The sequence below is a fragment of the Caballeronia sp. LZ016 genome, from assembly GCF_031450805.1.
GTDB lineage: Bacteria > Pseudomonadota > Gammaproteobacteria > Burkholderiales > Burkholderiaceae > Caballeronia.
In genome coordinates this window covers 411089-434087 of sequence record NZ_JARTVY010000004.1, presented here as the reverse complement: position 1 = coordinate 434087, position 22999 = coordinate 411089, and the positions used below count along the sequence as shown (strand labels likewise).

Genomic DNA, 22999 nt, shown 5'->3' with positions numbered 1-22999 from the left:
ACATAAAGCCTCATGAGCGTAGCCGAATACTTCTCTTCAATGGAATACGGACCTGCACCGGAAGACGATTGCGCTGCGCGCGCATGGCTCGACGAACACGCCGGCCGCTTCGGTCACTTCATCAACGGCGCGTGGCGCAATGGCGCCGATGACGAGCGCTTCGATTCTCGCGAACCGGCGACGGGTCGCGTGCTCGCATCGGTCGCGCAAGGAACGAGTGCGGACATCGATGCCGCCGTGCAAGCCGCGCATGAGGCGCTAGAGTCGTGGCAAGGCATCGGGGGAGCCGGGCGAGCTCGGCATCTTTATGCGTTGTCGCGTATGGTTCAGAGACACAGCCGTCTCTTTGCCGTGCTCGAATCGCTCGACAACGGCAAGCCGATTCGTGAGTCGCGCGATATCGACATCCCCCTCGTTTCCAGGCACTTTCTGCATCACGCGGGATGGGCGCAACTGCAAGACAGTGAATTTCCGCATTGGGCTCCGCTTGGTGTCATCGGGCAAATCGTTCCCTGGAATTTTCCGCTGCTGATGCTCGCCTGGAAGATTGCGCCTGCGCTTGCGCTCGGCAACTGTGTCGTGCTTAAGCCTGCGGAATATACGTCGCTGACTGCATTGCTTTTTGCCGAGCTTGCGCATCGCGCAGGCTTACCCAAGGGTGTGCTCAACGTCGTCACGGGCGATGGCCGCACGGGCGCAGCGCTCGTCAAGCATCCGCGTGTCGCCAAGATCGCATTCACGGGTTCCACCGAAGTCGGCCGCCAGATTCGCGCGACGACTGCGGGATCGGGTAAGTCGCTTACGCTCGAATTGGGCGGCAAGTCGCCGTTCATCGTATTTGACGATGCCGATCTGGATTCCGCCGTCGAAGGCGTGGTCGACGCGATCTGGTTCAATCAAGGCCAGGTGTGTTGCGCAGGTTCGCGTTTGCTCGTTCAGGAAGGCATAGAGGCCCGGTTCATCGACAAGCTCAAGCGCCGCATGGAAACATTGCGCGTGGGGTCCTCGCTCGATAAGGGCGTCGATATGAGCGCTATTGTCGATGACGTGCAGCTCGAACGCATCTGTGCGCTCGTTGCCAGGGGAGAAAGCGAAGGCTGTGCGATTCATCAACCGTCGCGCCTTGCGTTGCCGGAAGGCGGCGCATACTTCCCGCCGACGCTTATCACGAATGTCGCTCCCGCTTCGACGCTCGCGCAAGAGGAGATATTCGGCCCTGTGCTCGTGACGATGAGCTTTCGCACGCCGGAAGAAGCGGTCGCGCTGGCAAACAACACACGCTATGGCCTCGCCGCCAGCGTATGGAGCGAGAATATCAGCCGCGCACTGGATGTCGCCCCGCGCCTGCAATGCGGTGTCGTATGGATCAATGCGACGAATCTCTTCGATGCGGCCGTAGGCTTTGGCGGTTATCGCGAATCGGGATTCGGCCGCGAAGGCGGACGCGAGGGCATATACGAATATCTCAAGCCCCGTGCGTGGGCCAGGCTGCCGATACGCGAAGAAGCGAAAGCGCTTCCGATAGAGTCGGGTCCGGTAGTCGACACGGGCAACGTCAGTGCAATCGACCGCACCGCCAAACTCTATATCGGCGGCAAGCAGGCACGTCCCGACAGCGGCTACTCGCGCTTCGTGCGCGCGCCGTCGGGCGCGATCGTCGGGGAAGTGAGCGACGGAAGCCGCAAGGATATTCGCGACGCCGTCGCTGCGGCGCGAGGCATGACGAAGTGGGCAACCGCGACGGCGCACAATCGCGCGCAGGTGCTTTATTACCTTGCGGAAAATCTTAGTGCGCGTTCAGAAGAATTCGCGCGGCAACTCGTATTGCGTGCGGGCTCGAGCGAGCGCGACGCCAAGCGAGAAGTGGATGCATCGATTGCGCGCTTCTTCACGTATGCTGCATGGGCCGACAAGTTCGATGGCGCCGTGCATGCGCCGCCGCTACATGGCGTTGCGCTTGCCATGCATGAGCCGCTTGGCGTAATCGGTATCGTGTGTCCGGACGAAGCGCCTTTGCTTGGCTTCGTTTCGCTGATTGCGCCTGCCCTTGCGCTGGGTAATCGCGTAGTCGTGGTGCCGAGCGAGACATGTCCGCTCATGGCGACCGACTTCTATCAGGTCGCGGAAACGTCGGACGTGCCGGGCGGGGCGCTCAACATCGTTACTGGCGATGCTAAGACATTGGCGCAGACGCTTGCGAAGCATGACGACGTCGATGCGCTCTGGTGCTTTCATGGCGCGTCGCTGTCGGCAATGGCCGAGCGCGAGTCGGTCGGCAATCTGAAGCGAACCTTCGTCGACCAGGGGCGCGTCTTCGACTGGCACGATGCGTCGAGCGAAGGCTTGCCGTTCATGCGTCAGGCGATACAAGTCAAGAATATCTGGGTGCCGTACGGGGATTGACGGGAGCATTCATTTACAAAGATCAACGGGCGTAGATTTCGAATGAGACACGTCCACGCATGGAGGAGACGCTGTGCTGAAGAACATTGATCCGCTGCTTAACGCTGACATTCTTTACGCGCTTGCCGCTATGGGTCATGGCGATGAATTCGTGATTTGCGACGCCAATTTCCCCGCCGATTCCGTCGCGCGTCAAACGGTGCTTGGCAAGCTGTTGCGTGTCGATGGCGCGACTGCGCCGCGCGTCGTGCGTGCGGTTCTGTCGGTAGTGCCTCTCGATACTTTCGTCGACGATCCCGCGGGCCGCATGGAAGTGGTCGGCGATGCATCCGCGTTGCCCGCCGTGCAGCAGGAAGCGCAACGCGAAGTGAACGAGGCCGAAGGACGCGCGCTCGATTTTGCACCTATCGAACGCTTTGCTTTTTATGAGCGAGCCAAGAAAGCCTATTGCGTCATCGCGACAGGCGAAGCGCGCGGGTATGGCTGCTTCATCTTCAAGAAGGGCGTGCAGCTTGCACCCGATGCACCGCAAGGGGTTGCATGATGAGCGGCAGCGTCGTCATTCTCGGCATCTACGTGACTGACCTTGCGTTTCGTGCGCAACGCATGCCTTTGTTAGGCGAGACGGTAGCAGGCTCCGCGTTTGCAATGGGACCTGGCGGCAAGGGCTCGAATCAGGCGGTCGCGGCTGCGCGTGCCGGGGCGGACGTGATCTTCTGCACCCGCATCGGTAACGATGCGTTCGGCAAGATCGCGCAAGAGACATGGGCGGCGGAAGGCATCACGTCGCGCGCCACGGTCGTCGACGAAGTGGCTACGGGCGCTGCGCACATCTATGTCGATGAGATTACGGGCGGCAATGCGATCATCGTCGCGGCAGGTGCGGCAGGCACGCTCGGCCCTCAGGATGTCGATGCCATCGAAGCGGATATCGCGCGTGCCGCCGTATTCGTTACGCAACTCGAGCAGCCTATTCCGGCCGCACGGCGCGGACTCGAACTCGCGAGGAAGCACGGCGTGACAACGGTATTCAATCCTGCGCCCGCGTTGCCGCTTGCCGACGACATTTTTCCGCTTTGCGACTACATCACGCCCAATGAAACAGAGGCGGCCGCATTGACCGGCATAACGGTTTCATCCGTCGACGATGCCCGGCGCGCAGCGACCATTCTGCTAGAGAAAGGCGCAAGCGCCGCCATCATTACGTTGGGCGCGGCAGGAGCACTTCTACACACTGCGAATGAATCGGTGCTCGTGCCGGCCTTCGATTGCGGACGTGTCGTGGAAACGGCAGGCGCGGGCGATGGTTTCACCGGTGGCTTCGCAGCCGCCCTGGCACGCGGCGATAGCCCGATCGAAGCCGTGCGCTTCGGCTGCGCCCTTGCAAGCATATCGGTGACGCGCGCGGGCACCGCGCCTTCCATGCCGCGCCTCGACGAAATAAATGCGCTGCTAGGCGAAAGGAGCGTTGTTCAATGAAGGCGTCGAAGTGGCTCGCCGACCGGCAATTCAATTTTCTCGTCGGCGTGAATCTGCTTGTGATCATCGTCGCGACGTGGCTTTCGCACGGCCAGTTCCTCGATATCGACAATCTGCAGTCGATGGGCGGCCAATTGCCGGAGCTGGGCTTGCTCGCACTCGGCATCATGCTTTCGATGGTGTCGGGAAATGGCGGCATCGACTTGTCCGGTGTGGGGCTTGCGAACCTCTCCGGCATGGTCGCGGCGATGCTCTTGCCGCAGTTGATATCCGCCGATGACTCGCCCGCGCTCTATACCGCCGTCTTCGTATGCATCGTCGTGGCGATGGGCCTGATCGGTGGCTTGCTCAACGGTGTCGTCATCGCCAGGTTAAGACTTACGCCTATTCTATGCACGCTCGGCACTCAGTTGCTGTTTACGGGCATTGCGGTCGTGCTGAGCAATGGCGCTTCGGTGCGAGTCGAATATGTCGATCCATTGTCGAATATCGGGAACGGCGTCTTTCTGCAAGTGCCCATTTCGCTCTGGATCTTCATCGCGGCCGTTCTCTTGCTCGGCTGGATTCTCAAGCGCACGCCGTTCGGCTTGCGGCTGTATCTCATGGGCACCAATCCCAAGGCTGCGTTCTATGCCGGCATTCCGCGCGCGCGGATGCTGATTCTTACTTATGGCATGTGCGGTGTGCTCGCATCGCTAGCCGGTCTCATCAGTGCAACGCACACTTCCAGCGCAAAGTGGGATTACGGCAATTCGTATCTTCTGATCGCTATCCTGATAGCGGTGATGGGCGGCGTGAACCCGGCAGGCGGCTATGGCCGCATTGTCTGTGTGTTTCTCGCGGCGACCGTGCTGCAATTTCTGTCGAGCCTCTTCAATCTGCTTGGCGTCTCGCAGTTCTTCGGCGATTGTGCCTGGGGCTTTCTGTTGCTGGCGTCGCTTGCTTTCGCGGGTGGCGAACGCGTCCGCGCCATCTTTGGCATCGGCGGCGCCGCGCCAGGCACCAAGATTCCACCGCCCCCCGCATCGACAGGACGTTGATATCTGCCGCGTGATTGCTTCAAAAGACCAATCGAAATCTATTCGAAACATAAAGGAGACAGCGCAATGAAGCTCAGGAAATTCGGCACGGCTCTTACGGCAATCGCGCTTGCCGCAGGCGCCATTGCAGCCGCGCAGGCTGCGACTAACCAGACCATCGTCACCGTTGTCAAGGTGACCGGCATCAACTGGTTCAATCGCATGGATGACGGCGTCAAAGAGTTCGGCAAGGAGAATCCGAACATAAGCGTGTATCAGACAGGCCCCGGCCGTGCGGACGCCGCGCAGCAACTCAAGATCATCGAAGACCTGATCGCCAAGAAAGTGACGGCAATCGCAGTGGTTCCCTATGATCCGCCGACGCTCGAGCCCGCATTGAAGAAGGCAATGGATCGCGGAATCAAGGTCGTTACGCATGAAGCCGACAACGCCAAGAACACGATGGTCGACATCGAGGCGTTCGATAACACCGCCTATGGCGCGGGCCTGAACGAACGGCTTGCGAAGTGCATGGGACAACAGGGCAAATGGGCCGTGCTCGTCGGCTCGCTCGGCAGCCGCTCGCAAGTGCAATGGGCCGATGGCGGCATCGGCAATGCCAAGGCCAAATATCCCAAGATGGACCTGGTCGAGCCTAAGCTCGAAACCAATAACGACGGCGAGCGCGCTTATCAGGTCGCCAAGGAAGTGTTGCGCAAGCATCCGGACCTGACTGGTTTTCAAGGCTCTTCGTCACTGGATGTGATCGGCATCGGGCGCGCGGTGGAGGAAGCCGGCAAGGTCGGGAAGATCTGTGTCTATGGCACCGGCTTGCCGACGGAAGCAGGCAAATTCCTCGAGAGCGGCGCGATCAACGGCATTGCCTTCTGGGATCCGAAGCTCGCTGGCATTGCGATGAACAAGGTCGCGCAGATGCTCATCGATGGCAAGTCGGTGGAGAACGGCGCGGATCTCGGCATTACCGGCTATAACAAGGTCACTGTGAGCAAGGGACCGGGTAAAGGCGTGATCGTGCGCGGCACCGGCTGGGTGGATGTCGACAAGACGAACTACAAACAATATCCGTTCTGATGTAAGGCTTGCGGCGCGTGTTCTCAAGCCACGCGCCGCGCGAATCATTACGCCATGACCCAAGAGACACCGCTCCTCGAAGTCGTCGATATTCATAAGCGCTTTACCGGCGTCTATGCGCTGCGCGGCGTGACGCTCGCATTCCAGCGCGGGCAGATCTATCACCTGCTTGGCGAGAACGGCTGCGGCAAGAGCACGCTCATCAAGATCATCTCGGGCGCGCAACCGCCCGATCAGGGCGAACTCGTCATCGAAGGCGTGCGCCATGCACGGCTGTCGCCGCTGGAGGCTTTGTCGGCGGGCATCGAGACCGTGTATCAGGACTTGTCGCTGCTGCCCAACATGAGCGTGGCCGAAAATGTCGCGCTGACATCGGAACTCGCCGAGCACGCCGGAAAGCTCGCGCGCACGTTCGATCGCCGTGCGCTTGCCGCAACGGCTGCGCGCGCGCTTGAGGCCGTGGGCCTGCCGGGCGATGCAGCCTTTCAGAAAACATTGATCGAACAGTTGCCGCTTGCCACGCGCCAGCTCGTCGCGATTGCGCGCGCCATTGCCAGCGAAGCGAAGTTCGTCATCATGGATGAACCGACGACTTCCCTCACACAGAAGGAAGTGGACAACCTCATTGCAGTGCTTGGGAAGCTGCGCGCCGAAGGCGTTGCAGTGTTGTTCGTCAGTCATAAGCTCGACGAGTGTTATGCCATTGGCGGCGAAGTCATCGTGCTGCGAGACGGTCAGAAGATGGCGCAAGGTCCGATTGAAAATTACACGAAAGCGCAGATCAGCGAGCTCATGACGGGCAAGCATTTGTCGACGGAGCGTTATCGCGACGATGGCGATGTCGGCGCATCGCAGGTAGTGCTCGACGTAAAAGGCCTGGCACGTAAAGGACAATTCTCCGATGTGTCGTTTGCTTTGCACAAAGGAGAAATACTCGGCGTAACCGGGCTGCTCGATTCCGGACGCAATGAGCTTGCGCGCGCGCTGGCGGGCGTGGCGCCCGCGGATGCGGGCAGTGTGACGCTCGACGGCATGCGCGTGCGCCTGCAATCTCCCGCTGACGCGAAAGCGCAAAGAATAGGCTATGTACCGGAAGACCGCCTGAATGAAGGCTTGTTTCTCGACAAGCCGATACGCGATAACGTCGTCACCGCGATGATTTCGAGCCTGCGCGACCGCTTCGGCCAGATTGATCGCAAGCGCGCGCAGGCACTTGCCGAGCGAACCGTCGAAGACTTGCAGATCGCAACGCCCGATGTCGACAAGCCAGTGCAATCGCTTTCGGGCGGCAATCAGCAGCGCGTGCTGATCGGGCGCTGGCTCACCATCGATCCACGCGTACTCATTCTGCACGGTCCTACCGTAGGCGTCGATGTCGGATCGAAGGACATCATTTACCGCATCATGCAGCGGCTGTCCAAGGAAGGCATCGGCATCATTCTGATCAGCGATGACTTGCCCGAACTGCTTCAGAACTGCGACCGCATTCTGATGATGAAGAAAGGCCGGATCGCCAATGAGTATCGTGCGGACCGATTGAACGAAGCCGATCTTTACCACGCGCTACTTTCCGAGGCAGCATGAGTATGAGTGAATCCGTTCGCCGCGCCGGCAGCGAAAACATGACGGCACAGTCCAGCGAAGTGGCGCCGCGTGTGCGCAAGGGCAATCTCTATGCGCAACTGATGCGCAATCCCGAATGGTTCACGATGGGATTGATCGTCGTCACGTGTCTCATCGTGGGCAGCCTCAATCCGCGTTTCTTTCAATTCGCGACCCTGTTCGACATGCTGCATTCGGCGACCACGGTATCGCTGTTTGCACTGGGAACGCTCGTGGTGCTCGCATCCGGCGGCATCGACGTGTCTTTTACTGCGATAGCCGCATTGACGATGTATTCCATCACCAAGGCGGTATTCGCCTGGTGGCCCGAATGCCCGTTTGCGCTGATCCTGCTCGCCGGCGCGCTCGGCGGCGTGCTGCTCGGCGTAGTCAACGGCGTGCTGGTACATCGGCTAAAGGCGCCTTCGCTGATCGTGACCATCGGCACGCAGTATCTGTTTCGCGGCTTGCTGCTGACCTTCGTCGGTACGCAGTTCTTCATGAACATTCCGCATAGCATGGATACGTTCGGCCGCTTGCCGCTCTTTTTCTATCACACGGCCGATGGTTTGCGGGCAGTGTTGCCGGTGTCGGTGCTGGCGCTCGTGATCGCAGCCATCGTCACATGGTGGCTGCTCAATCGAACGATGATGGGCCGTGGCGTCTATGCGATGGGCGGCAGTCTTGCCATCGCCGAACGTCTCGGCTATAACCTCCGCGCAATTCATCTCTTCGTGTTCGGTTACACCGGCCTGCTTGCGGGCGTGGCGGGCATCCTGCACGTATCGACGAACCGGCTGGCGAACCCATTCGATCTCGTCGGCACGGAGCTGGATGTGATCGCTGCCGTCATTCTGGGCGGTGCGCGCATTACCGGTGGCACAGGGACGGTAATCGGAACGCTGCTCGGCGTCGTGCTCGTCACGCTGATCAATAGCGTGCTGATACTGGTGGGCGTGCCGAGCACATGGCAGAAGGTCATTATCGGCGCGTTCATTCTCGTCGCAGGGACGCTTTTTGCGTTAGGGCGCCGGCAATGATTTCCTAGGCGCGTATGTGCGGCGTCTGTCCGTGCTCGGTGATGATGGAATCGAATTCGGACAGCTTGGAGAATCGTACTGCCTTCACCTTTCCGAACTTGCTCGAGTCGACAACCAGGTGCCGTTCAACGGCGCTGGCCATCGCAGCCTGTTTGATTGCGACTTCATGAAAGTTCCAGCAGGTGACGCCGCGCGCCTCGTCGACGCCGCCTGCGGACATGAATGCCTTGTTGATGCCCATGCGCCTGAGCGTTTCCACGCTCTCATCGCTGGCAAATGACTCCGACGAAGGCACATAAACTCCGCCTAGCAAAATCATTCGAACATTCGGCTTGCGCCGCAGAATTTCCGCCACGTTGAGGGAATAACACACGACCGTCAGATGCATGTCGGCGGGAATCTGACGCGCGAGCGTAGTCAGCGTGGTCCCGCAATCGATGAAGACCGTCTCGCTATCGACGAGCAGATGCGCCGCATGTCCAGAAGCAATGGCTTTTGCTTGTGCGAAGTGGTCCTGTTCCTCATCGATGGTATAGCCCGCGGCATTCGGCAAATCCGCGGCGCTGACGATGTAACCGCCGAGATACGTGAACTGACCGGGATTCGCCGCGATGTCGCGGCGCACCGTCATTTCGGATACGCCGAGCAGTGCCGCCGCATCGCGCAGGCGCATCACGTTTTGTTTTTCCAGCGCGCCGCTAAGCGTGCGGAGGCGGTCGGTCTTGGCCATCGAATATGCGTTCTTGCAACGCGTCGCCGCGATGTTAGGTTTCGGTCGTTAGATGAGAAAATTATAACAATGCAAGGCGCAAGGATTTGCGCCGTTAATCAGCGTCCCGGGTAAATACCGAGTGAACTCTAGGCTGCTGCTTCGTGCGCTTCGAGCATCACCGATAGCGTGCCTGATTCGCTCTGAACGCCTGCATCCAGATTGATTTCGTGAGGCGTCATCTTTGCAATCGCTCTTAGCAGACGAGGGGAAAATGTCGCGCCAAAGAGCGCGATGGCGTCATCCCGTTCTCTCTCGTTTGCATTCGCAAGCGCGCGCAGTTCCGCCAAAGGCAAGCCGACAAACAGCTCGATGCGGTAGGGCGGAGCGTCCGGTTCGGCCGTCGTCGCCGGCGATTCGGGACCGCGCACGCGCAAACCCGGTTGGAGATGATTCTCCAGCTCCATCACGATTTCATAATCCGCCTCCGCTTCTAGCGACGTGCGCGCTTCGCTTTGCAGAAATGGCGCAATCGGTTGAAGCCGGGCGAGTTCTTCATCGGTCAACAGCATGGCAATTCTCCTTGAACGAGGTCGGGGCAAACACTTAAGCCAGTTGCTTGCCCGGTACGCGATGGCTTCGCGACCCATTCAACAGGAAAAAATGACAGGTCACGCTTGATGCGAGCCGAAGAAGTCGGCGATAGCGTCATTCACCGCGCTTGCGGCATCGCGGTGCGGGGTATGACCGCAATGCGGCAGCTTCACAAGTTGCGCGTGCGGGACCTGCACCTTGATTCTGTCGATTTGTTCCATCGTTGCGTATTCGTCCTCTCGGCCCTGAATTGCAAGCAGCGGTCGCATGATCGATCCAAGCTCGTCTGCGATGTTCCAGTGACGAAAAGCAGGATTGAGCCATGCATCGTTCCAACCATAGAAGGCGGAGTCCACATCTTCATGGTATTGCATCAGCTTCGCGCGCAAGCCGGTGTGTTCATAGGCGTTTCTCGTTTGCGTGATGGCATCGACAGTCGTCGGTTCGACGAACGTATGCGGCGCGAGCACGGCTGCGCCAGCGAGCGCTTCGGGGAACGCGCTCGCGTAGAGCAAGGCGATCGAGCCACCGTCGCTGTGTCCAACGAGCCACATGCGCGCGCGTTCGGCGTCGTCTATGCCGATAGCATCGAGAAACGCAGGCAGCACTACTTGCGCTTGATGATGCAGGAACTCGACCGGCCATCTTTCGGCCGGGGAACGCGGTGTGGAGCGTCCATAGCCCGGACGCGAATAAACGACGCCACGGCACCCGAGCCGATCACAAAGGGACTGCGGCCAGTCCTTCCATAGCGCGATGGAGCCCAGGCCCTCATGCAGAAAAAGGACGACAGGCGCGTCAGAACGATCAGCGTTGATCCATTGATATTCGATGCTTAGCGGATAAGAGCCGCAATTCAACCGGGCAAACTGCACTTGACTGTTCATGGCGTATCGGGCCTCTGGATACGCGCAAGGTTAGCAGAGACCACTTAGCCCGGCGCAGTCGCTGCAAGTTGCGCGTGGACATCGTGCGCGAGTTCGAGCATGACCTTTCTATCGATACCGCCGGACACCGCATAGCCGAAGTCGCCGTCGACCCAGTAGAACACGCTCACCGGGCCGTCCTGATACAGCTTGAACGCAGTCGTGTTGGCGTCGGTCTTGCGTTGCGATATGCAGAGCGTCACGCGCTCGCCTTTCGCGTCGCGGTACATGAACTGCGCCATCGGGCCGTCATCGCCGGCCAGAATGCGACCGCCCATCAACTGAAAGCCGCTTTTCGTCAGCATGGGTGGATGGACATCCGTTCCGAGCTTATTGGAAAGGTACTGAACGAAGTCGTGCTCGCGGTCTTTGCCGATTTCACTCGGGCGATCCACCGTCGGCATATAGACGACATGCGCAAGCGCGGCTTCCCGCGCCATCGCTTCGTTCGTGTCTGCGCTGGCCGCATTAAGCTGAGACGAATTGGTCCACGAATGATACGAACTCGTGCCAAAGCCGATGGCGATGCCGAGCACGAGCGTCGCAGCCAATGCGGCGAATCGTGGCCAACCGGCGCTTCCCCATGCGCGCCGTTCGCTCTTTAGCGCGCGCAACCTGGCCGGCACCGGCTCATTGAGGACCCGGTCATAGCGCTCATGAAACATGTTGTTGAGCGAGAAATAATCGCTTACGCGTGCAGCCAGCGCCGGATTGAGTTCGATCGCGCGTTCCACTTGCTCACGGCGCTCGGACGATAACGCACCATCCACGTACGCATGAATTTCTTCTTCGCTGACTGCAGTCGGTTGCTCGCTCATCGCACCACCTTCAGTTTCGCTCCGGGCTGCGCGCCCGCCATCAGTGCCCGCAGTCGTTCCCGGCCACGCGAGAGCCGCGACATCACGGTGCCAACAGGGACGTCCAGCGCGCTTGCTACTTCCGCATAGCTCATTTCTTCGAGGCCGACGAGCAATACGACCTCACGCTGTTCCGCCGGCAGGCGCTGCAACGCATAGTCGAGATCGCGGACTTCGAGTGAATGTAATTGCCCGCCCGATGCGGCCACTTGCGCTTCACCGAACGCTTCATCGTCGACGGAAACATGGACAGCGCGCGCCGACGCCTTGCGCACCTGATTGACGAAGACGTTATGCATGATCGTGAAAAGCCAGGCGCGCAGATCAGTGCCGGATTCGAACATGCGGCTGCGCGAGAGCGCGCGTTCGAGCGTGTCCTGTACGAGATCGTCCGCAAGTTCACGATTGGTCAGCAGCGCCCGCGCATAACGCCGCAAGCGTGGCACGTGTTCCATTAAGTCATTGCGGATATCCATGCTCGATCCGTCGCTCATTGCACCGCGCAGCCATTTCCAGGCGTGCTCCTAGGAGAAAGAACAGGCGCGTCGGCATTTTATTCCCGGCGCATGCGACTTTTTTGTCTAAACGATGTGCGTCGTCGTGCGGCTTGCGATGGCGGACGTATGCCGCAGTTGATCGACGGTCAGTCGTATTGCGTCGATCAATGCCCGCGCGGCCGGCGAGGGCGTGCTGCCGGCGCGCACCGTCAGGCCGATATCCCGCCGGGTGTTTTGCATCGCAATGTCCAGCACGACCAGTTGCCCCGCCTCGCACTCATAATGCAATTGCTGCGCCGATACTGCCGCGAGCATGTCCGTATGCGCGAGCAGTCCGCGAATGACGGCCAGATCCGCGGTTTCGACCGTCGGCATGGGTGGCTTTAGCTTGAGCCGCTTGAACTGCGCTTCGAACATGCCGCGCGCGGGCGCATGGCTGCGTGGCAAAACCCATTGCGCCGAACTCAATTCCTTGAGCGTCAATGCTCGCACGCCCGCTAAAGGATGATCTCTTCTCGCGATGACGACCATGTCTTCGGACATCAGCCGTTCGTTCGCGAGGCCGCTCGATGCATCGTTTGCCCGGAGCGCGCCCAGCACGAAGTCGATATCGCCCGCTCGCAAGCCGGCGACAAGCGGTTCATAGGCGCTCTCATCCGTTGCGATGCGTACGCCGGGATATTGGGCAGCAACGCGTGCAATCGCGCCGGGGAGGATCAATGTCCGGCCGAGCGGAAGGGCGCCGACCGTCACATAGCCCTGAATGGTCCCGCGCAAGGCGGCAAGGTCGTCAGGAATATGACGCAACTCATTCAGCGCGCGACGCACGTGCAATACGAACGTCTCGCCTTCGCTCGTCAGCAGAAGCCCGCGCGGGCTGCGATGAAACAACGGCATGCCCGCGCCCGTCTCCATGATGCGGATCGCGCTGCTCACTGCGGGCTGACTCAGGCCGAGCGTCTGCGCGGCGCTCGGCATGTGCCGGTGACGCGCCAGTGCGGAAAACAGCTGCAGCCGCCGCGTATTCAACAGAAAAGCGGGCAACGCATTACCTGATGTCGAGCGCCGGCGCGACTGCCGCGCCGCGCACCACTGGGCGAGTGCTTCCAGTTCGGAGAATATGCGTTCGCATCGCAGGAGGACGGCGCGTCCGGCAGGCGTCGGCAACATGCCCGACGGACGGCGCTCCAGCAGCGTTTCGCCCACCGCTGCTTCGAGTTCCTGCAGCGAGCGGGTGACGGCCGACTGCGCACGGAATAGCGCGGCTGCAGCGCGGGTTGCGCTGCCGGTCTGCGCAACGAGTCTGAACGCGCGCAGGTACGCGAGATTGAGCAGTTCGCGGTTGTCCATTTGGACCGAAGAAAAAGTGACGTCCGGGCCATCAGTTTAGTTTATCGGACGCGCGCTTCTTACAGGACGGCAGTGAATCAGTCTTCGATTGTCCCATGCACACCTTGCTCGCCGCGCTTCCAGTAAGCGGACGCACGAATGCGTCGCTTGTCGATGCCTCGCTCGTTGCACAGCACCTGACGCACTGCGCGCATGAGCGTCGCTTCGCCGGCCGCCCAGACATAGCCTTCGCCGTCCGGCAGAAAGAGTTCACGCAATGCGAGCAACAGCGCGTTCGAATGCCCGCTTTCGCTGTGATAGCACCACTGCGCATACAGATCGGCGCGACTATTCAATTCGATGCGCGACGATGCGTCGGCCACTTCGATCAGCGTGGCTGCACGTGTGCCTTCGGGCAGTTCCTCCAGGCGACGCGCGATGGCGGGCAGCGCGGTTTCATCGCCGATCAGAAGATGCCAGTCGAAGTGCGCCGGCACCACGAATGAACCCCGTGGCCCGCCGATGCCGAGATACTGCCCCGGCGACGCCTGCGACGCCCAGGCCGTCGCCGGGCCGGCTTCGTGCAAAGCGAATTCAATATCCAGTTCGAGCGCTTCGCGATCGAAACGGCGCGGCGTGAAATCCCGCGCGATCGGGCGAGGCTTTGCGGGATCGAACACCGGGCCGTCCGGACCCGCTTCGGGCACGACGGGCATTGTCTCGCCGGGTTGCGGGAAGAAAATCTTCACGTGGTCGTCGAAAGACGCGCTTTCGAAGTCGGCAAGTGCTTCGCCCGTCAGCGTCACGCGCACGAAACGGGGATTGAGCGCATGCACGCGGCTGACTTGCAGCAAACGGAACCTGAGCGCATGGCGCACGCGTGTGACTTGAAGATCGGCACGGTCCGGCTGCTCTCTGAGAGAAGCATCGTTCATCGGGTAGTCCTTTACGCTTGCGGGCGTGCATCGCCCTGTTCGATTTCGGCCGTCGCGCGCGAGAGAATCTCCGCGATTCGGCGTTGTTCGTCTTGCGATGCGTCGGTGCGCAAAAGCAAAGCGCGCTTCAGCGCCCTGCGCGCGGCGATGAGTTCCGGCGCCCATCCTGAACCGGCTGCTGCTTCTTCCGGCTCCTCGCCGGCATAGGCGCGGCGTACAAGGTCCATCTTGCGTGCGAAATGCAAAAGTCTTGCAAGCATCAGGTCGACGCGCTCGCGATTCGTCGCGAGGTATTCACGGCCCGCGTCGGACAGGGCGTAGCGCTTGCGATTGCCTTCCAGTTCGACAGTCGCGTAACCCAGTTCTTCCAGATAGGTCAGGGCGGGATAGACCATGCCGGGACTCGGCGTGTAAAAGCCATTGGAACGGTCGGCCAGTGCCTTGATCAACTCGTAGCCGTGTCGCGGCGTTTCCTCGAGCATTGCGAGGAGCAGCAGTTGCAGGTCTTCCGACGAGAATTTGCGACTGCGCGGCATGCCGCCCATGCCGCCCATGTCGTCGTGGCCATCCCCGAAGCCACCGAGGCCGCCCGGGCTGCCCGGGCCGCCGCCGAAACGTCCGCCGCCGTGCCGATGCCGGCCGGCCATTTCTCGGTGCTCGTGCGCGTGGTGCGAATGGTGGAAAGCCGATTTGAATTCAGAATGCAGATGAAGATGGTGTCCACCCGGCGTGCGCGGGTGGCTCAAGTCGCGAGGTCGCATGTCGATCGTCCTTGAATTATCGTAAAACATATCTAAAGATATATATCGTAAGACTGTCTGTTAAGGAGTTTCGGCGTGCGCCTACAATCTCGGGTCTCTCATCAAGCGGATTTCGCACATGACTCAATTCGTCCCCGTCGCACTGGAGCACGCCAGCCGCCTCATCAATCACGGACCGACCGTCCTTGTCACGAGTGCTCACGGCGATCGGCGCAATGTCATGGCAGCCGCCTGGTCGATGCCGGTGGAGTTCACCCCGCCGCGTATCGCCGTGGTAATCGACAAGACCACTTACACCAGAGAACTGATTGCGGCGAGCGGGTCGTTCGGCGTGTGTGTGCCGGGCGCGGCTTTGATTGACCTTGCGTATGCCGTGGGAACGACGAGCGGCCGCGACATCGACAAGTTCGATGCCTTCGGGATTGAAGCGACAACGGGGCCGGTGTTGGGGATGCCGCTCATCGAGAACGGCTGCGCGGCCTGGCTGGAATGCAGGCTAATCAGCGAGCCGCATACCGAGCAGGCTTACGACACCTGTTTTGCGGAAGTCGTCGCTGCGGCAGCGGATGCGCGCATATTCGCGAACGGACACTGGACCATCGACGAATCGAATGCATCTCTGCACACGATTCATCATCTGGGCGCTGGCAAGTTCGTGCGGGCGGCGCAGGTGCGGCAGGCCGTGCCGATGCCGCGCTGATATCGGGGAAAAGTTAGCGATCAGGGCTTGCGATTAGGCTCGGCTTCGGTGTCGGTGCCCGTCTTGCCGTCGCTGCGGTTCGTCACTGCGCCCGTCTCGTCGAGTACATCGTCGAGATCATCGCTGTCGGCATCTGTCGACTCGTCATCTGGTGTCGACATCATGTGAATAAACGGCGGTACGGAATCGAGGCTTGCGAATTGCATAGTCACGGTGTTCTCCCAGTGGTGACGTTGAGCGGCTATAACAGCTTGGCGGCCGCCTTGAATCGACGCTTCTGTTCCTTCTTCAAAGCACGCAGCGCTCTTTCGGCTGCGGCGCCATTGATCGAGGATGAACGATGTTGTTCGAGCAAGCTGCGCGTCGCGACGACATCGTTGAGCGCGCCAAAGCGCTTTTGAATCTGCTTGAGCTTCTTTAGCCCTCTGCGTTGCTTTTCTCCGATCAACGGCTCGAAGAATTCCACGAGATAACGCACTTTCTTTCCCGTCTTGCGCACATCATGGAACGACTCGTAGTCGTTGCGTTTGGCTTTAGAAGCAGCTCGCATGCGCTTCTCCAACTGCTTCTGAGCCTTGGCCACGCGTTTCCTCGCGAACTTGACCAGCGGCGTTCGCTTGGCCGCCGTGTTCAATTCGCGATTCGCCTCGCTTACGGCTTCGCGCAGCACTTGCTTTACATTGGCGTGAGACAGCGTAGCCAGGCTTCGCTCGGATGCTTCCGCACGATCTTTTCTGAATGATTCCGCCGCGTCCCGGTCACCCGTCGCTTCAACGAGTTGAATCAGGATGTCCCAATCGCGCGTATTGCCAGCGGCGTTAGCAAGAAACTTGTAAATAGCGCGCTGTTGGGCGCCGAATTCGGCATCGAGAATCGGACCATATGCCCAGATGAGCGTGCGCAAGCGACGAAGCGCAACCCGCAGCTTATGCAGCTTCTCCGCATCGGCAGCGGCTTCCAGGGTCGCGGCTTCGGCGATAGCTTCGCCAACGAGCGGTCCAGCGTATGCAGAGAAGCTGGTTTCCGCGCTGTCGTCGCGATGGGCGTGAGGGTCCGCGTCGGTTTTTTTCATATCGTTGCGCCGTGAATTGGACTTCACCAAAGAGGCAAATTACGTACCGACGCGGCGCATTCAATCACTTGTCATTGAAGTTTCACGCACAGCGCTGAATTACGCTTCCTCGCGCTGCGCATCCGCTAGCACTGCCGCTTTCGCAAGCACGTCTTTCGGTCCGGGCTTGCGTCATCGCGCCGAACCCGCGCACACGACCGATCGATCGCGATATGAAAAAACGAAGAACCTTGCGCGCAGGGCGACACACGCGGTCGGCACGCGCGTTGCTCTCTGCGAATAAATCGACGGTGACCGACCCTGCTCACAGGCTTCGGGGCAGGCGAGACTGCTTGGTTCATCACGCTACCATCGACGACACATCACGGACCACGAACGCGCAACAGGCGGCAATAGGACGGCAGAGACAATCATGGATCTCGATTACAAGCAGTTTCGCATCGAGGCCTCGTGCCTGAACGAGGGCGGCCGGTACTATGCCCGTGCGAAGATATTCCGCGGCTCGCGGGACGCAGGCACGAGCGAGGAGGTGAAGTGGTCCGGCGATATCGGTGACTATCGAAGCGAGGCCGAAGCCGTCGATGCAGCCCAGCAGTGGGCCATGCGCTGGTGCGACGAACAAGCGGCGTGAGTCGACTGACGCGCATGTCGTTCGACATGCCTGGACCTGTCCGTTGTCCGCAGCCTTCGCTCGGTGCGATAGCTGCATTGAAGCTCCTCGAAATGCCGCAGGCATAGCCGCTGCTCTGACCGCGAGGCGTTAGCCCGACTACGAGGAGCGAATGTCGTTCTGGCGACGTCGATGCCAGTGCGACCACGCTGAAGCGCCGTTAATCCCGCCGCCGCCTGCCTGCTTATAGCCCCGTCATTCCCAGAAAAACGTTGCAAGAACTTCAAGATCACATGTCAGGAACAGAAGACAAAACACCGGATGTAGAGGGAGGCGGGCAGAGTGTCGGCATTCCCGCTGCCGGCGAGCTGGACAATCATTCGTTCACGCCGACAGGCGCATCGGACAGGCAACATTGGCAAGCGGGCTATGTATCCAATCCTGGCCTAGATGATCGCAGCGGCGTCTTCTTCGCCGCCGTGGAAATGACGCGCATGCCGATGGTCGTCACCGATCCGAGGCTGCCGGACAATCCCATCGTGTTCGTGAACGGGGCCTTTCTGGACCTCACGCAGTACACGGAGGACGAAGTCATTGGCCGGAACTGCCGCATTCTGCAAGGAAAGGATACGGACCCCGAGACCGTCGACGAGATTCGGGAGGGCCTGCGCGAGCAGCGTGCGGTGGCCGTCGAGATCCTGAACTACAAAGCCGACGGTACGCCGTTCTGGAACGCGCTCTTTCTCGGACCGATATTCGACAAGGACAACAACCTCGTCCATTTCTTTGCATCGCAAATGGACATTACTCGGCGGCGTGTGTCGGAGCAGGCGTTTCGACAGGCTCAGAAAATGGAGTCGATCGGGCAGTTGACCGCCGGACTCGCGCATGACTTCAACAACCTGCTGCAAGTCGTGACGGGGAACCTGGAACTGGCCAAAAGAAGAATCGAAGGTCACGGCGATGCGCTGCTGGAAACGCTGATCGACAACGCCAAGGGCGCGGCCGAGCGTGGCGGCAGACTCACTCAACAGCTTCTGACGTTCGCGCGCAAGCAGCAGCTCGCGCCGAAGAGCGTGAACCTCAATACGCTCGTGCTCGAATTCAGCGACATGCTCGCGAGCACGTTAGGACGACATATCGATCTTCGTCTGGACCTCAAGCCCGGTCTGCCTGTAACGATGCTCGATCCCGAGCACCTCGAGATGGCGCTGCTGAACATATTGATCAACGCACGCGACGCGATGCCCCACGGCGGCAAGGCTACCGTCGCGACATCGATCATGTCGCTGGGAACGGGATCGGCCGAAAGGCATCTTCCAGCGGGCCGGTATGTGATTCTGTGCGTTCACGATGAAGGCACGGGCATGGATGCCGAAACGTTGCGACGCGCCGCCGAGCCTTTCTTCACCACGAAGGGACCCGGCACCGGCCTGGGCCTCGCCATGGTCCACGGATTCATGCAGCAGTCGAACGGGAGGCTCGAAATAGAAAGCACCGTCGGGAAGGGCAGTATCGTCAAGATGATATTTCCTCTGGCTGCGGACTGATACGAATATCGATGAAGCACATTCTTGTTGTCGATGACGAAAGCTCCATCACTCAAGTGATGAAGTTATTTCTGGAGTGGGAGGGCTTTCGGGTCAGCGTCGCGCACGATGGCATCGAGGCCCTCGAGGTCGACGAAAGAGATCCGGCGGACGCCGTCGTGACCGATCTCACCATGCCGCGCATGAACGGCAGAGAGCTGATCGAAAGACTGGGCGCGCGACGCCGCGATATCCGGACCATCGTGGTTACCGGCTGGGCCGGAGCCGAAGACCTGACGAACGTGCATACCACCGTCATGCGCAAGCCCGTGGCGCTCGACAAACTGCGCGCCTGCCTCTCCGATATGCTCGATGCGGCGTCCTAGAGACTCGACTCAATGAGCCGTCGCTGCAAGCAGGTCTTCGGTATGCACCATCAATTCGCGCACTTGCCGCAGCATCGCGTATTGATCGAGCACGCTCCGCCACCGTGGCGCTTCGAGCAATGCCTGCCAGACGGACTCCAGCGCGAACGGGTCCGCGTGCTGTTCGTCGATCAATGCGCTCGCGTAGGCGAGGCTCGCCGGTGCGGACAGGAGCTGCATCCTGCTCGCCGCGTTGAGCAGTCGCGCAGGTTCATCGGCGGGGGCGTCGCAGCAATAGAGGACGATATCCGCAACGCCGTCTCCTTCCACAGGCAGCGCGTGCAGTGACGCGCCATTCAGGCGCACGACACCCTGCTGCGTTTCGAATGAGTAATCGGCGGTGGCGTCGGCGCTGGCCAGAAGGCGCAGACCCCGCAGGAGCCGTGCGAAATCGGTCGATGCCGCATCGACGGAAGCCTTTGCCTCGATCAGAAAGCACACGTCCCACACCGCTGCTTCGTCGGGCGACGATGCACACCGCAATAGCACGGCGTCCCATTCTGTCTTCGCGTGCTCGTGACTGGCGCGAATCGATGAAGGAACACGCATCGATGTGACGACGCGATATGACGCCGGCGCTTCTTCTTCATTCAATCGTCGGGCCAGTGCATCGAGCGCGCGGGCAGCGAGTGCTTCAACGTCAGCGCCGCGCTGCTTCGCGGCAACTCCTTGCGCGGCGGCCGCAGTGCTTCCGGAGCGAGGACCCTGCTGGTTCCACAGCGACTCGTATCGGCGAACCGATGCATCGGCCTCCAATGACCGAAGCGCTCGCAGCCGCGCAAGCGCTCCGTCGCTTAACAACTGCTGCACGCGCGGCTTGATGGGATCATCGTCAGGCAGATCGAGCAGACGGCGTGCGTCGTCTTCTGCCCGCTCCCACGACGATGAAGCCGCCGACGCATGCAATTCAGCCAGCCATTCCCGTTGCTGTCCGGGCGCCATGCGTTGCAGCCTTGCTGGATGCGCGATGCCATTTACGGCAGCGTGAACGAATCGGCGATCGCGCTCGGCCTGCGCGGACAGCGACGTGTAATCTCGCACGGTCGCTTCACGATGCCGAAGCAACATCGCCTGAAAAACGGCATCCCCGGTCCGCGGATGAATCGCAGCCGCGATCATGCGCGCGAGCGAATCGAGGAAGCGCTGCTTGAGTGGCCCGTCGGGCGCAGCGCCGCCCGCCGTCGCAATACGCGCCTGTTCGATGACGAGCGCAAGCGCCGTCTCGGGACTGAGCGCATGAGTATCGGGCGAAAGCACGTCGAGTTTCGGCAAGCGATAACGACGCGTAACGGCGTTCAACGTCCGGTTGAGCAAAGAAGCGTTGTGTGGCATGGCGTTCCATCGGTGCAAGCGCGCATGTTATCCGAACACGCGGATGCGCCCTGCATCACTTGATGAGTTGCGGCGCTTCGCCACGGCTCCCCGCACGCCTTCCGCCAATCATCTCCGCAAGCCAGCTGACGACGAGCGCCGTGTAGGCGCGCTGACTGCCTTCATCGGACAGACCATGATCCGCGCCTTCGATCACGCGATACGTCAGCGAGTGCGATTGCAGAAACGCCTGCAGATAGCTGGCGAGCACCGCATGCGGCACGGTTTCGTCATGCTCCGATTCGACCAGCAGCACATCGCCGCGAAACTCGGAGGCCGCACGCAATGCACGGTTCTCGTCGGCCTTGACGATGCGCCTGCGATACGCCGCAAGATCGTGTTCCTTGTGAAGCGCGCGCTTGGGCGTCGTCCATCCCTCGTCGAGATAGAGCGCCGGCACGCGAAGCCCCAGCCAGCGCACGGGGCGCAGTGATGTCGCGATCGACGCGAGATAGCCGCCATAACTGCTGCCGACGATGGCGATCGACGTCGCATCGACGAGTGGATGCGCAACGAGCCTGTCGTATGCCGCGAGCACGTCCTTGAGATTGGTTTCGCGCGTCACCGTCTCCTGTTCCTCTTTCGTGCGCGCGTGGCCGGTCAGATCGAAGGTGAGGCACACGCAGCCGAGCGACGCCGCCTGCCGCGCGCGCTCCATGTACTGTTCCTGATCGCCGCCCCAGCCATGTACGAACAGAACGCCTGGAATCGCGGTCTTGGGCGTGACGAGCGTGCCGTCGAGATAGCCGCGTTCGACGGGAATCTGTATCTGCTGCCGGGCTGCTGTCATGCACTCGCTCCTTTCATGCGCGGGCCGGGTTCGACCGTGAAGAACTTGGTGACGCGCCCCGAATGTGCGTCGATGCCCTGATAGACGATGACCGCGTTCGCCGGAACCTTTACGTCTGCGCCATACAGTTCGACGGTGGATGCCCGCACGCTCGTCAACGCGGGATCGTTCGCGAACGCGCGCAGCGCTCCGATTTCCGCGCCGCTCGCGCCGCCGATTCTCCACGACTGTTCAAGCACGCCGCGATGCCGATGCCCGCTCTCGTCGACGCCCGATGCGACGTCGTAATTCCTTCGCGATGCGATGAAGCCCGGAAACGCGCTGCGAATGGCGGCGTGGAATGCGCGGGCGCATTCCACGGCGGCGCGCGTTTCGTCGGGCATCGGCTCGCGTAACAGGGCGTCGAGCGTGCCCCGCACGACGACGAGATCGGAACCGCCATAGACCGCATGACCGCGATTGTTTCGCGTCAGCCGCTGCACGCCGTAGTAGCTCGCACGATGTGCACGCACGTGAATTTCGCCGACGCTGAACGTCGTGATGTCGCGCAAGTTCCGCTCCAGCACGATGCCTTCCGTGCGGAGCGTGTCGTCGCCAATAGCGTTCAGGTGCGCCTCGAGTTCGGTTTTGTCGACGATGACCGCCTGTCCCGTACCGCCGATGCCCGAAGGCCGCTTCAGCCGTACCGATCCGTCTGCCAGAAGTTGCGCGGTGGCAGCGCGTGCATCGGCGCCCGTGAAGGCGGAGAAGCCGGGCAGCACCAGATCGCGCACGCTTTCGCCGAGCAAGTCTTGCCATCCTTCGGGCTTGACTTGCGCTCCCGGTGGCAGGCCGTGCACTACGACCTTCGTTCCGACGAACGGATACGGCACGACGCCGCCGAAAAGATCGTCGCCGGTGACGATGCCGAGACGATCGGCGATGCAGACGGGCAGCGTGTCATCGGGAACGAAGTAGCGTTGCGGCGGATACGTGCGTGCGGCGTCGAATTCGACGCATTCGGATGCGCCCAGCAGCAGCGCAAGCTGACCGGCAAGCGCGCGTTGCGTGGCGCGCTCATGCTGCGATCGCGCGGCATGGCCGTCGCGGTGGAATACCACCACGATCGCATGCGGTTCGGTTGACGGGGTGTGCATTCGCGCGTCCTCCGCTGGAAAGCCTTCTGTCGTGTTTCGAACGCCTTGCAATCGGCCTGCTAAACACCTTGCGAGCAAGGTTCGTTCCGGTCGGCCGATTGATCTGGGTCAAACGCATCGACG

24 protein-coding genes are annotated in these 22999 nt (G+C 60.8%); 11 read left to right on the top strand and 13 right to left on the bottom strand.

What is annotated here, in order from left to right; translation table 11 throughout:
* Positions 1-12 precede the first annotated feature (12 nt).
* The 7 genes from P9220_RS22525 (at position 13) to P9220_RS22495 (ending at position 8635) form a co-directional block, all read left to right on the top strand.
* Complete coding sequence (locus P9220_RS22525; protein ID WP_309767839.1) at positions 13-2403, top strand: aldehyde dehydrogenase family protein; 2391 nt, start codon at positions 13-15, stop codon at positions 2401-2403.
* A 73-nt stretch (positions 2404-2476) separates the two neighbouring features.
* Positions 2477-2947 (top strand): RbsD/FucU domain-containing protein, encoded by a 471-nt coding sequence (locus P9220_RS22520; protein WP_309767838.1) that lies wholly within the window; start codon positions 2477-2479, stop codon positions 2945-2947.
* On the top strand, positions 2947-3882 hold the full coding sequence (rbsK, locus tag P9220_RS22515; protein WP_309768248.1) for a ribokinase: 936 nt from the start codon (positions 2947-2949) through the stop codon (positions 3880-3882). Before P9220_RS22520 ends, rbsK begins: the two co-directional genes overlap by 1 nt.
* Positions 3879-4922 carry an ABC transporter permease gene (locus P9220_RS22510; protein ID WP_309767837.1) on the top strand — a complete coding sequence of 348 codons (1044 nt, stop codon included), beginning with the start codon at positions 3879-3881 and terminating at the stop codon, positions 4920-4922. Before rbsK ends, P9220_RS22510 begins: the two co-directional genes overlap by 4 nt.
* A 66-nt stretch (positions 4923-4988) precedes the next feature.
* Positions 4989-5993, top strand: coding sequence for an autoinducer 2 ABC transporter substrate-binding protein (locus P9220_RS22505; protein ID WP_309767836.1), 1005 nt, complete (start codon positions 4989-4991; stop codon positions 5991-5993).
* A 54-nt stretch (positions 5994-6047) separates the two neighbouring features.
* Positions 6048-7577 (top strand): sugar ABC transporter ATP-binding protein, encoded by a 1530-nt coding sequence (locus P9220_RS22500; protein ID WP_309767834.1) that lies wholly within the window; start codon positions 6048-6050, stop codon positions 7575-7577.
* Positions 7574-8635: an ABC transporter permease gene (locus P9220_RS22495; RefSeq protein ID WP_404980309.1), complete on the top strand. Its 1062-nt coding sequence runs from the start codon at positions 7574-7576 to the stop codon at positions 8633-8635. The genes P9220_RS22500 and P9220_RS22495 overlap by 4 nt, the downstream gene beginning before the upstream one ends.
* Before the next feature lie 4 nt (positions 8636-8639).
* Here the strand turns inward: P9220_RS22495 and P9220_RS22490 are convergent, their stop codons facing one another.
* From P9220_RS22490 to P9220_RS22455, 8 genes are all read right to left on the bottom strand, one after another.
* Positions 8640-9365: a DeoR family transcriptional regulator gene (locus P9220_RS22490; RefSeq protein WP_309767832.1), complete on the bottom strand. Its 726-nt coding sequence runs from the start codon at positions 9363-9365 to the stop codon at positions 8640-8642.
* 128 nt (positions 9366-9493) lie between these two features.
* Entirely contained in the window at positions 9494-9916 is a 423-nt protein-coding gene (locus tag P9220_RS22485) for a hypothetical protein (RefSeq protein ID WP_309768245.1), read from the bottom strand.
* 99 nt (positions 9917-10015) lie between these two features.
* Complete coding sequence (locus tag P9220_RS22480) at positions 10016-10825, bottom strand: alpha/beta hydrolase (RefSeq protein ID WP_309767830.1); 810 nt, start codon at positions 10823-10825, stop codon at positions 10016-10018.
* A gap of 44 nt (positions 10826-10869) precedes the next feature.
* A complete protein-coding gene (locus P9220_RS22475; RefSeq protein WP_309767828.1) occupies positions 10870-11682 on the bottom strand; it encodes an anti-sigma factor in 813 nt (270 codons plus the stop codon).
* The gene (locus P9220_RS22470) at positions 11679-12197 is read right to left on the bottom strand and encodes an RNA polymerase sigma factor (protein WP_309767826.1); all 519 of its coding nucleotides are present in this window, start codon (positions 12195-12197) and stop codon (positions 11679-11681) included. Before P9220_RS22470 ends, P9220_RS22475 begins: the two co-directional genes overlap by 4 nt.
* 105 nt (positions 12198-12302) lie before the next feature.
* Positions 12303-13568, bottom strand: a complete 1266-nt coding sequence (locus P9220_RS22465; protein WP_309767824.1) for a LysR family transcriptional regulator — start codon at positions 13566-13568, stop codon at positions 12303-12305.
* Positions 13569-13645: 77 nt separating this feature from the next.
* A complete protein-coding gene (locus tag P9220_RS22460) occupies positions 13646-14482 on the bottom strand; it encodes a siderophore-interacting protein (RefSeq protein WP_309767823.1) in 837 nt (278 codons plus the stop codon).
* 11 nt (positions 14483-14493) lie between these two features.
* Positions 14494-15243, bottom strand: coding sequence for a PadR family transcriptional regulator (locus tag P9220_RS22455; RefSeq protein WP_309767822.1), 750 nt, complete (start codon positions 15241-15243; stop codon positions 14494-14496).
* Between the two features lie 118 nt (positions 15244-15361).
* On the opposite strand from P9220_RS22455, the gene P9220_RS22450 reads away from it, so the two are divergent.
* The gene (locus P9220_RS22450; protein WP_309767821.1) at positions 15362-15943 is read left to right on the top strand and encodes a flavin reductase family protein; all 582 of its coding nucleotides are present in this window, start codon (positions 15362-15364) and stop codon (positions 15941-15943) included.
* Positions 15944-15963: 20 nt separating this feature from the next.
* On the opposite strand, the gene P9220_RS22445 is transcribed toward P9220_RS22450, so the two are convergent.
* Positions 15964-16149 (bottom strand): hypothetical protein, encoded by a 186-nt coding sequence (locus P9220_RS22445; protein WP_309767819.1) that lies wholly within the window; start codon positions 16147-16149, stop codon positions 15964-15966.
* Between the two features lie 35 nt (positions 16150-16184).
* Positions 16185-17015 (bottom strand): CHAD domain-containing protein, encoded by an 831-nt coding sequence (locus tag P9220_RS22440; RefSeq protein WP_309767818.1) that lies wholly within the window; start codon positions 17013-17015, stop codon positions 16185-16187.
* Positions 17016-17427: 412 nt separating this feature from the next.
* On the opposite strand from P9220_RS22440, the gene P9220_RS22435 reads away from it, so the two are divergent.
* The 3 genes from P9220_RS22435 (at position 17428) to P9220_RS22425 (ending at position 19540) form a co-directional block, all read left to right on the top strand.
* Positions 17428-17646 carry a hypothetical protein gene (locus tag P9220_RS22435; protein ID WP_309767816.1) on the top strand — a complete coding sequence of 73 codons (219 nt, stop codon included), beginning with the start codon at positions 17428-17430 and terminating at the stop codon, positions 17644-17646.
* A 272-nt stretch (positions 17647-17918) separates the two neighbouring features.
* Positions 17919-19175, top strand: a complete 1257-nt coding sequence (locus P9220_RS22430; protein WP_309767815.1) for a PAS domain-containing protein — start codon at positions 17919-17921, stop codon at positions 19173-19175.
* An 11-nt stretch (positions 19176-19186) separates the two neighbouring features.
* On the top strand, positions 19187-19540 hold the full coding sequence (locus P9220_RS22425; RefSeq protein WP_309767813.1) for a response regulator: 354 nt from the start codon (positions 19187-19189) through the stop codon (positions 19538-19540).
* A 9-nt stretch (positions 19541-19549) separates the two neighbouring features.
* Here the strand turns inward: P9220_RS22425 and P9220_RS22420 are convergent, their stop codons facing one another.
* The 3 genes from P9220_RS22420 to P9220_RS22410 are packed head-to-tail and all read right to left on the bottom strand — an operon-like array spanning position 19550 to position 22876.
* Positions 19550-20911 (bottom strand): 3-deoxy-D-arabino-heptulosonate 7-phosphate synthase, encoded by a 1362-nt coding sequence (locus tag P9220_RS22420; protein ID WP_309767812.1) that lies wholly within the window; start codon positions 20909-20911, stop codon positions 19550-19552.
* A gap of 55 nt (positions 20912-20966) precedes the next feature.
* Positions 20967-21740: an alpha/beta fold hydrolase gene (locus P9220_RS22415; RefSeq protein ID WP_309767811.1), complete on the bottom strand. Its 774-nt coding sequence runs from the start codon at positions 21738-21740 to the stop codon at positions 20967-20969.
* Positions 21737-22876 (bottom strand): DUF3182 family protein, encoded by a 1140-nt coding sequence (locus P9220_RS22410; protein ID WP_309767810.1) that lies wholly within the window; start codon positions 22874-22876, stop codon positions 21737-21739. Before P9220_RS22410 ends, P9220_RS22415 begins: the two co-directional genes overlap by 4 nt.
* Positions 22877-22999 lie beyond the last annotated feature (123 nt).

Coding starts and splice junctions, on each gene's coding strand:
- P9220_RS22465 (WP_309767824.1), bottom strand. CDS start 13,568: ATGGACAACCGCGAACTGCTCAATCTCGCGTACCTGCGCGCGTTCAGA.
- P9220_RS22435 (WP_309767816.1), top strand. CDS start 17,428: ATGGATCTCGATTACAAGCAGTTTCGCATCGAGGCCTCGTGCCTGAAC.
- P9220_RS22430 (WP_309767815.1), top strand. CDS start 17,919: ATGTCAGGAACAGAAGACAAAACACCGGATGTAGAGGGAGGCGGGCAG.
- P9220_RS22510 (WP_309767837.1), top strand. CDS start 3,879: ATGAAGGCGTCGAAGTGGCTCGCCGACCGGCAATTCAATTTTCTCGTC.
- P9220_RS22455 (WP_309767822.1), bottom strand. CDS start 15,243: ATGCGACCTCGCGACTTGAGCCACCCGCGCACGCCGGGTGGACACCAT.
- P9220_RS22505 (WP_309767836.1), top strand. CDS start 4,989: ATGAAGCTCAGGAAATTCGGCACGGCTCTTACGGCAATCGCGCTTGCC.
- P9220_RS22420 (WP_309767812.1), bottom strand. CDS start 20,911: ATGCCACACAACGCTTCTTTGCTCAACCGGACGTTGAACGCCGTTACG.
- rbsK (WP_309768248.1), top strand. CDS start 2,947: ATGAGCGGCAGCGTCGTCATTCTCGGCATCTACGTGACTGACCTTGCG.
- P9220_RS22425 (WP_309767813.1), top strand. CDS start 19,187: ATGAAGCACATTCTTGTTGTCGATGACGAAAGCTCCATCACTCAAGTG.
- P9220_RS22485 (WP_309768245.1), bottom strand. CDS start 9,916: ATGCTGTTGACCGATGAAGAACTCGCCCGGCTTCAACCGATTGCGCCA.
- P9220_RS22460 (WP_309767823.1), bottom strand. CDS start 14,482: ATGAACGATGCTTCTCTCAGAGAGCAGCCGGACCGTGCCGATCTTCAA.
- P9220_RS22450 (WP_309767821.1), top strand. CDS start 15,362: ATGACTCAATTCGTCCCCGTCGCACTGGAGCACGCCAGCCGCCTCATC.
- P9220_RS22500 (WP_309767834.1), top strand. CDS start 6,048: ATGACCCAAGAGACACCGCTCCTCGAAGTCGTCGATATTCATAAGCGC.
- P9220_RS22410 (WP_309767810.1), bottom strand. CDS start 22,876: ATGCACACCCCGTCAACCGAACCGCATGCGATCGTGGTGGTATTCCAC.
- P9220_RS22415 (WP_309767811.1), bottom strand. CDS start 21,740: ATGACAGCAGCCCGGCAGCAGATACAGATTCCCGTCGAACGCGGCTAT.
- P9220_RS22445 (WP_309767819.1), bottom strand. CDS start 16,149: ATGCAATTCGCAAGCCTCGATTCCGTACCGCCGTTTATTCACATGATG.
- P9220_RS22490 (WP_309767832.1), bottom strand. CDS start 9,365: ATGGCCAAGACCGACCGCCTCCGCACGCTTAGCGGCGCGCTGGAAAAA.
- P9220_RS22495 (WP_404980309.1), top strand. CDS start 7,574: ATGAGTATGAGTGAATCCGTTCGCCGCGCCGGCAGCGAAAACATGACG.
- P9220_RS22525 (WP_309767839.1), top strand. CDS start 13: ATGAGCGTAGCCGAATACTTCTCTTCAATGGAATACGGACCTGCACCG.
- P9220_RS22470 (WP_309767826.1), bottom strand. CDS start 12,197: ATGGATATCCGCAATGACTTAATGGAACACGTGCCACGCTTGCGGCGT.
- P9220_RS22440 (WP_309767818.1), bottom strand. CDS start 17,015: ATGAAAAAAACCGACGCGGACCCTCACGCCCATCGCGACGACAGCGCG.
- P9220_RS22475 (WP_309767828.1), bottom strand. CDS start 11,682: ATGAGCGAGCAACCGACTGCAGTCAGCGAAGAAGAAATTCATGCGTAC.
- P9220_RS22480 (WP_309767830.1), bottom strand. CDS start 10,825: ATGAACAGTCAAGTGCAGTTTGCCCGGTTGAATTGCGGCTCTTATCCG.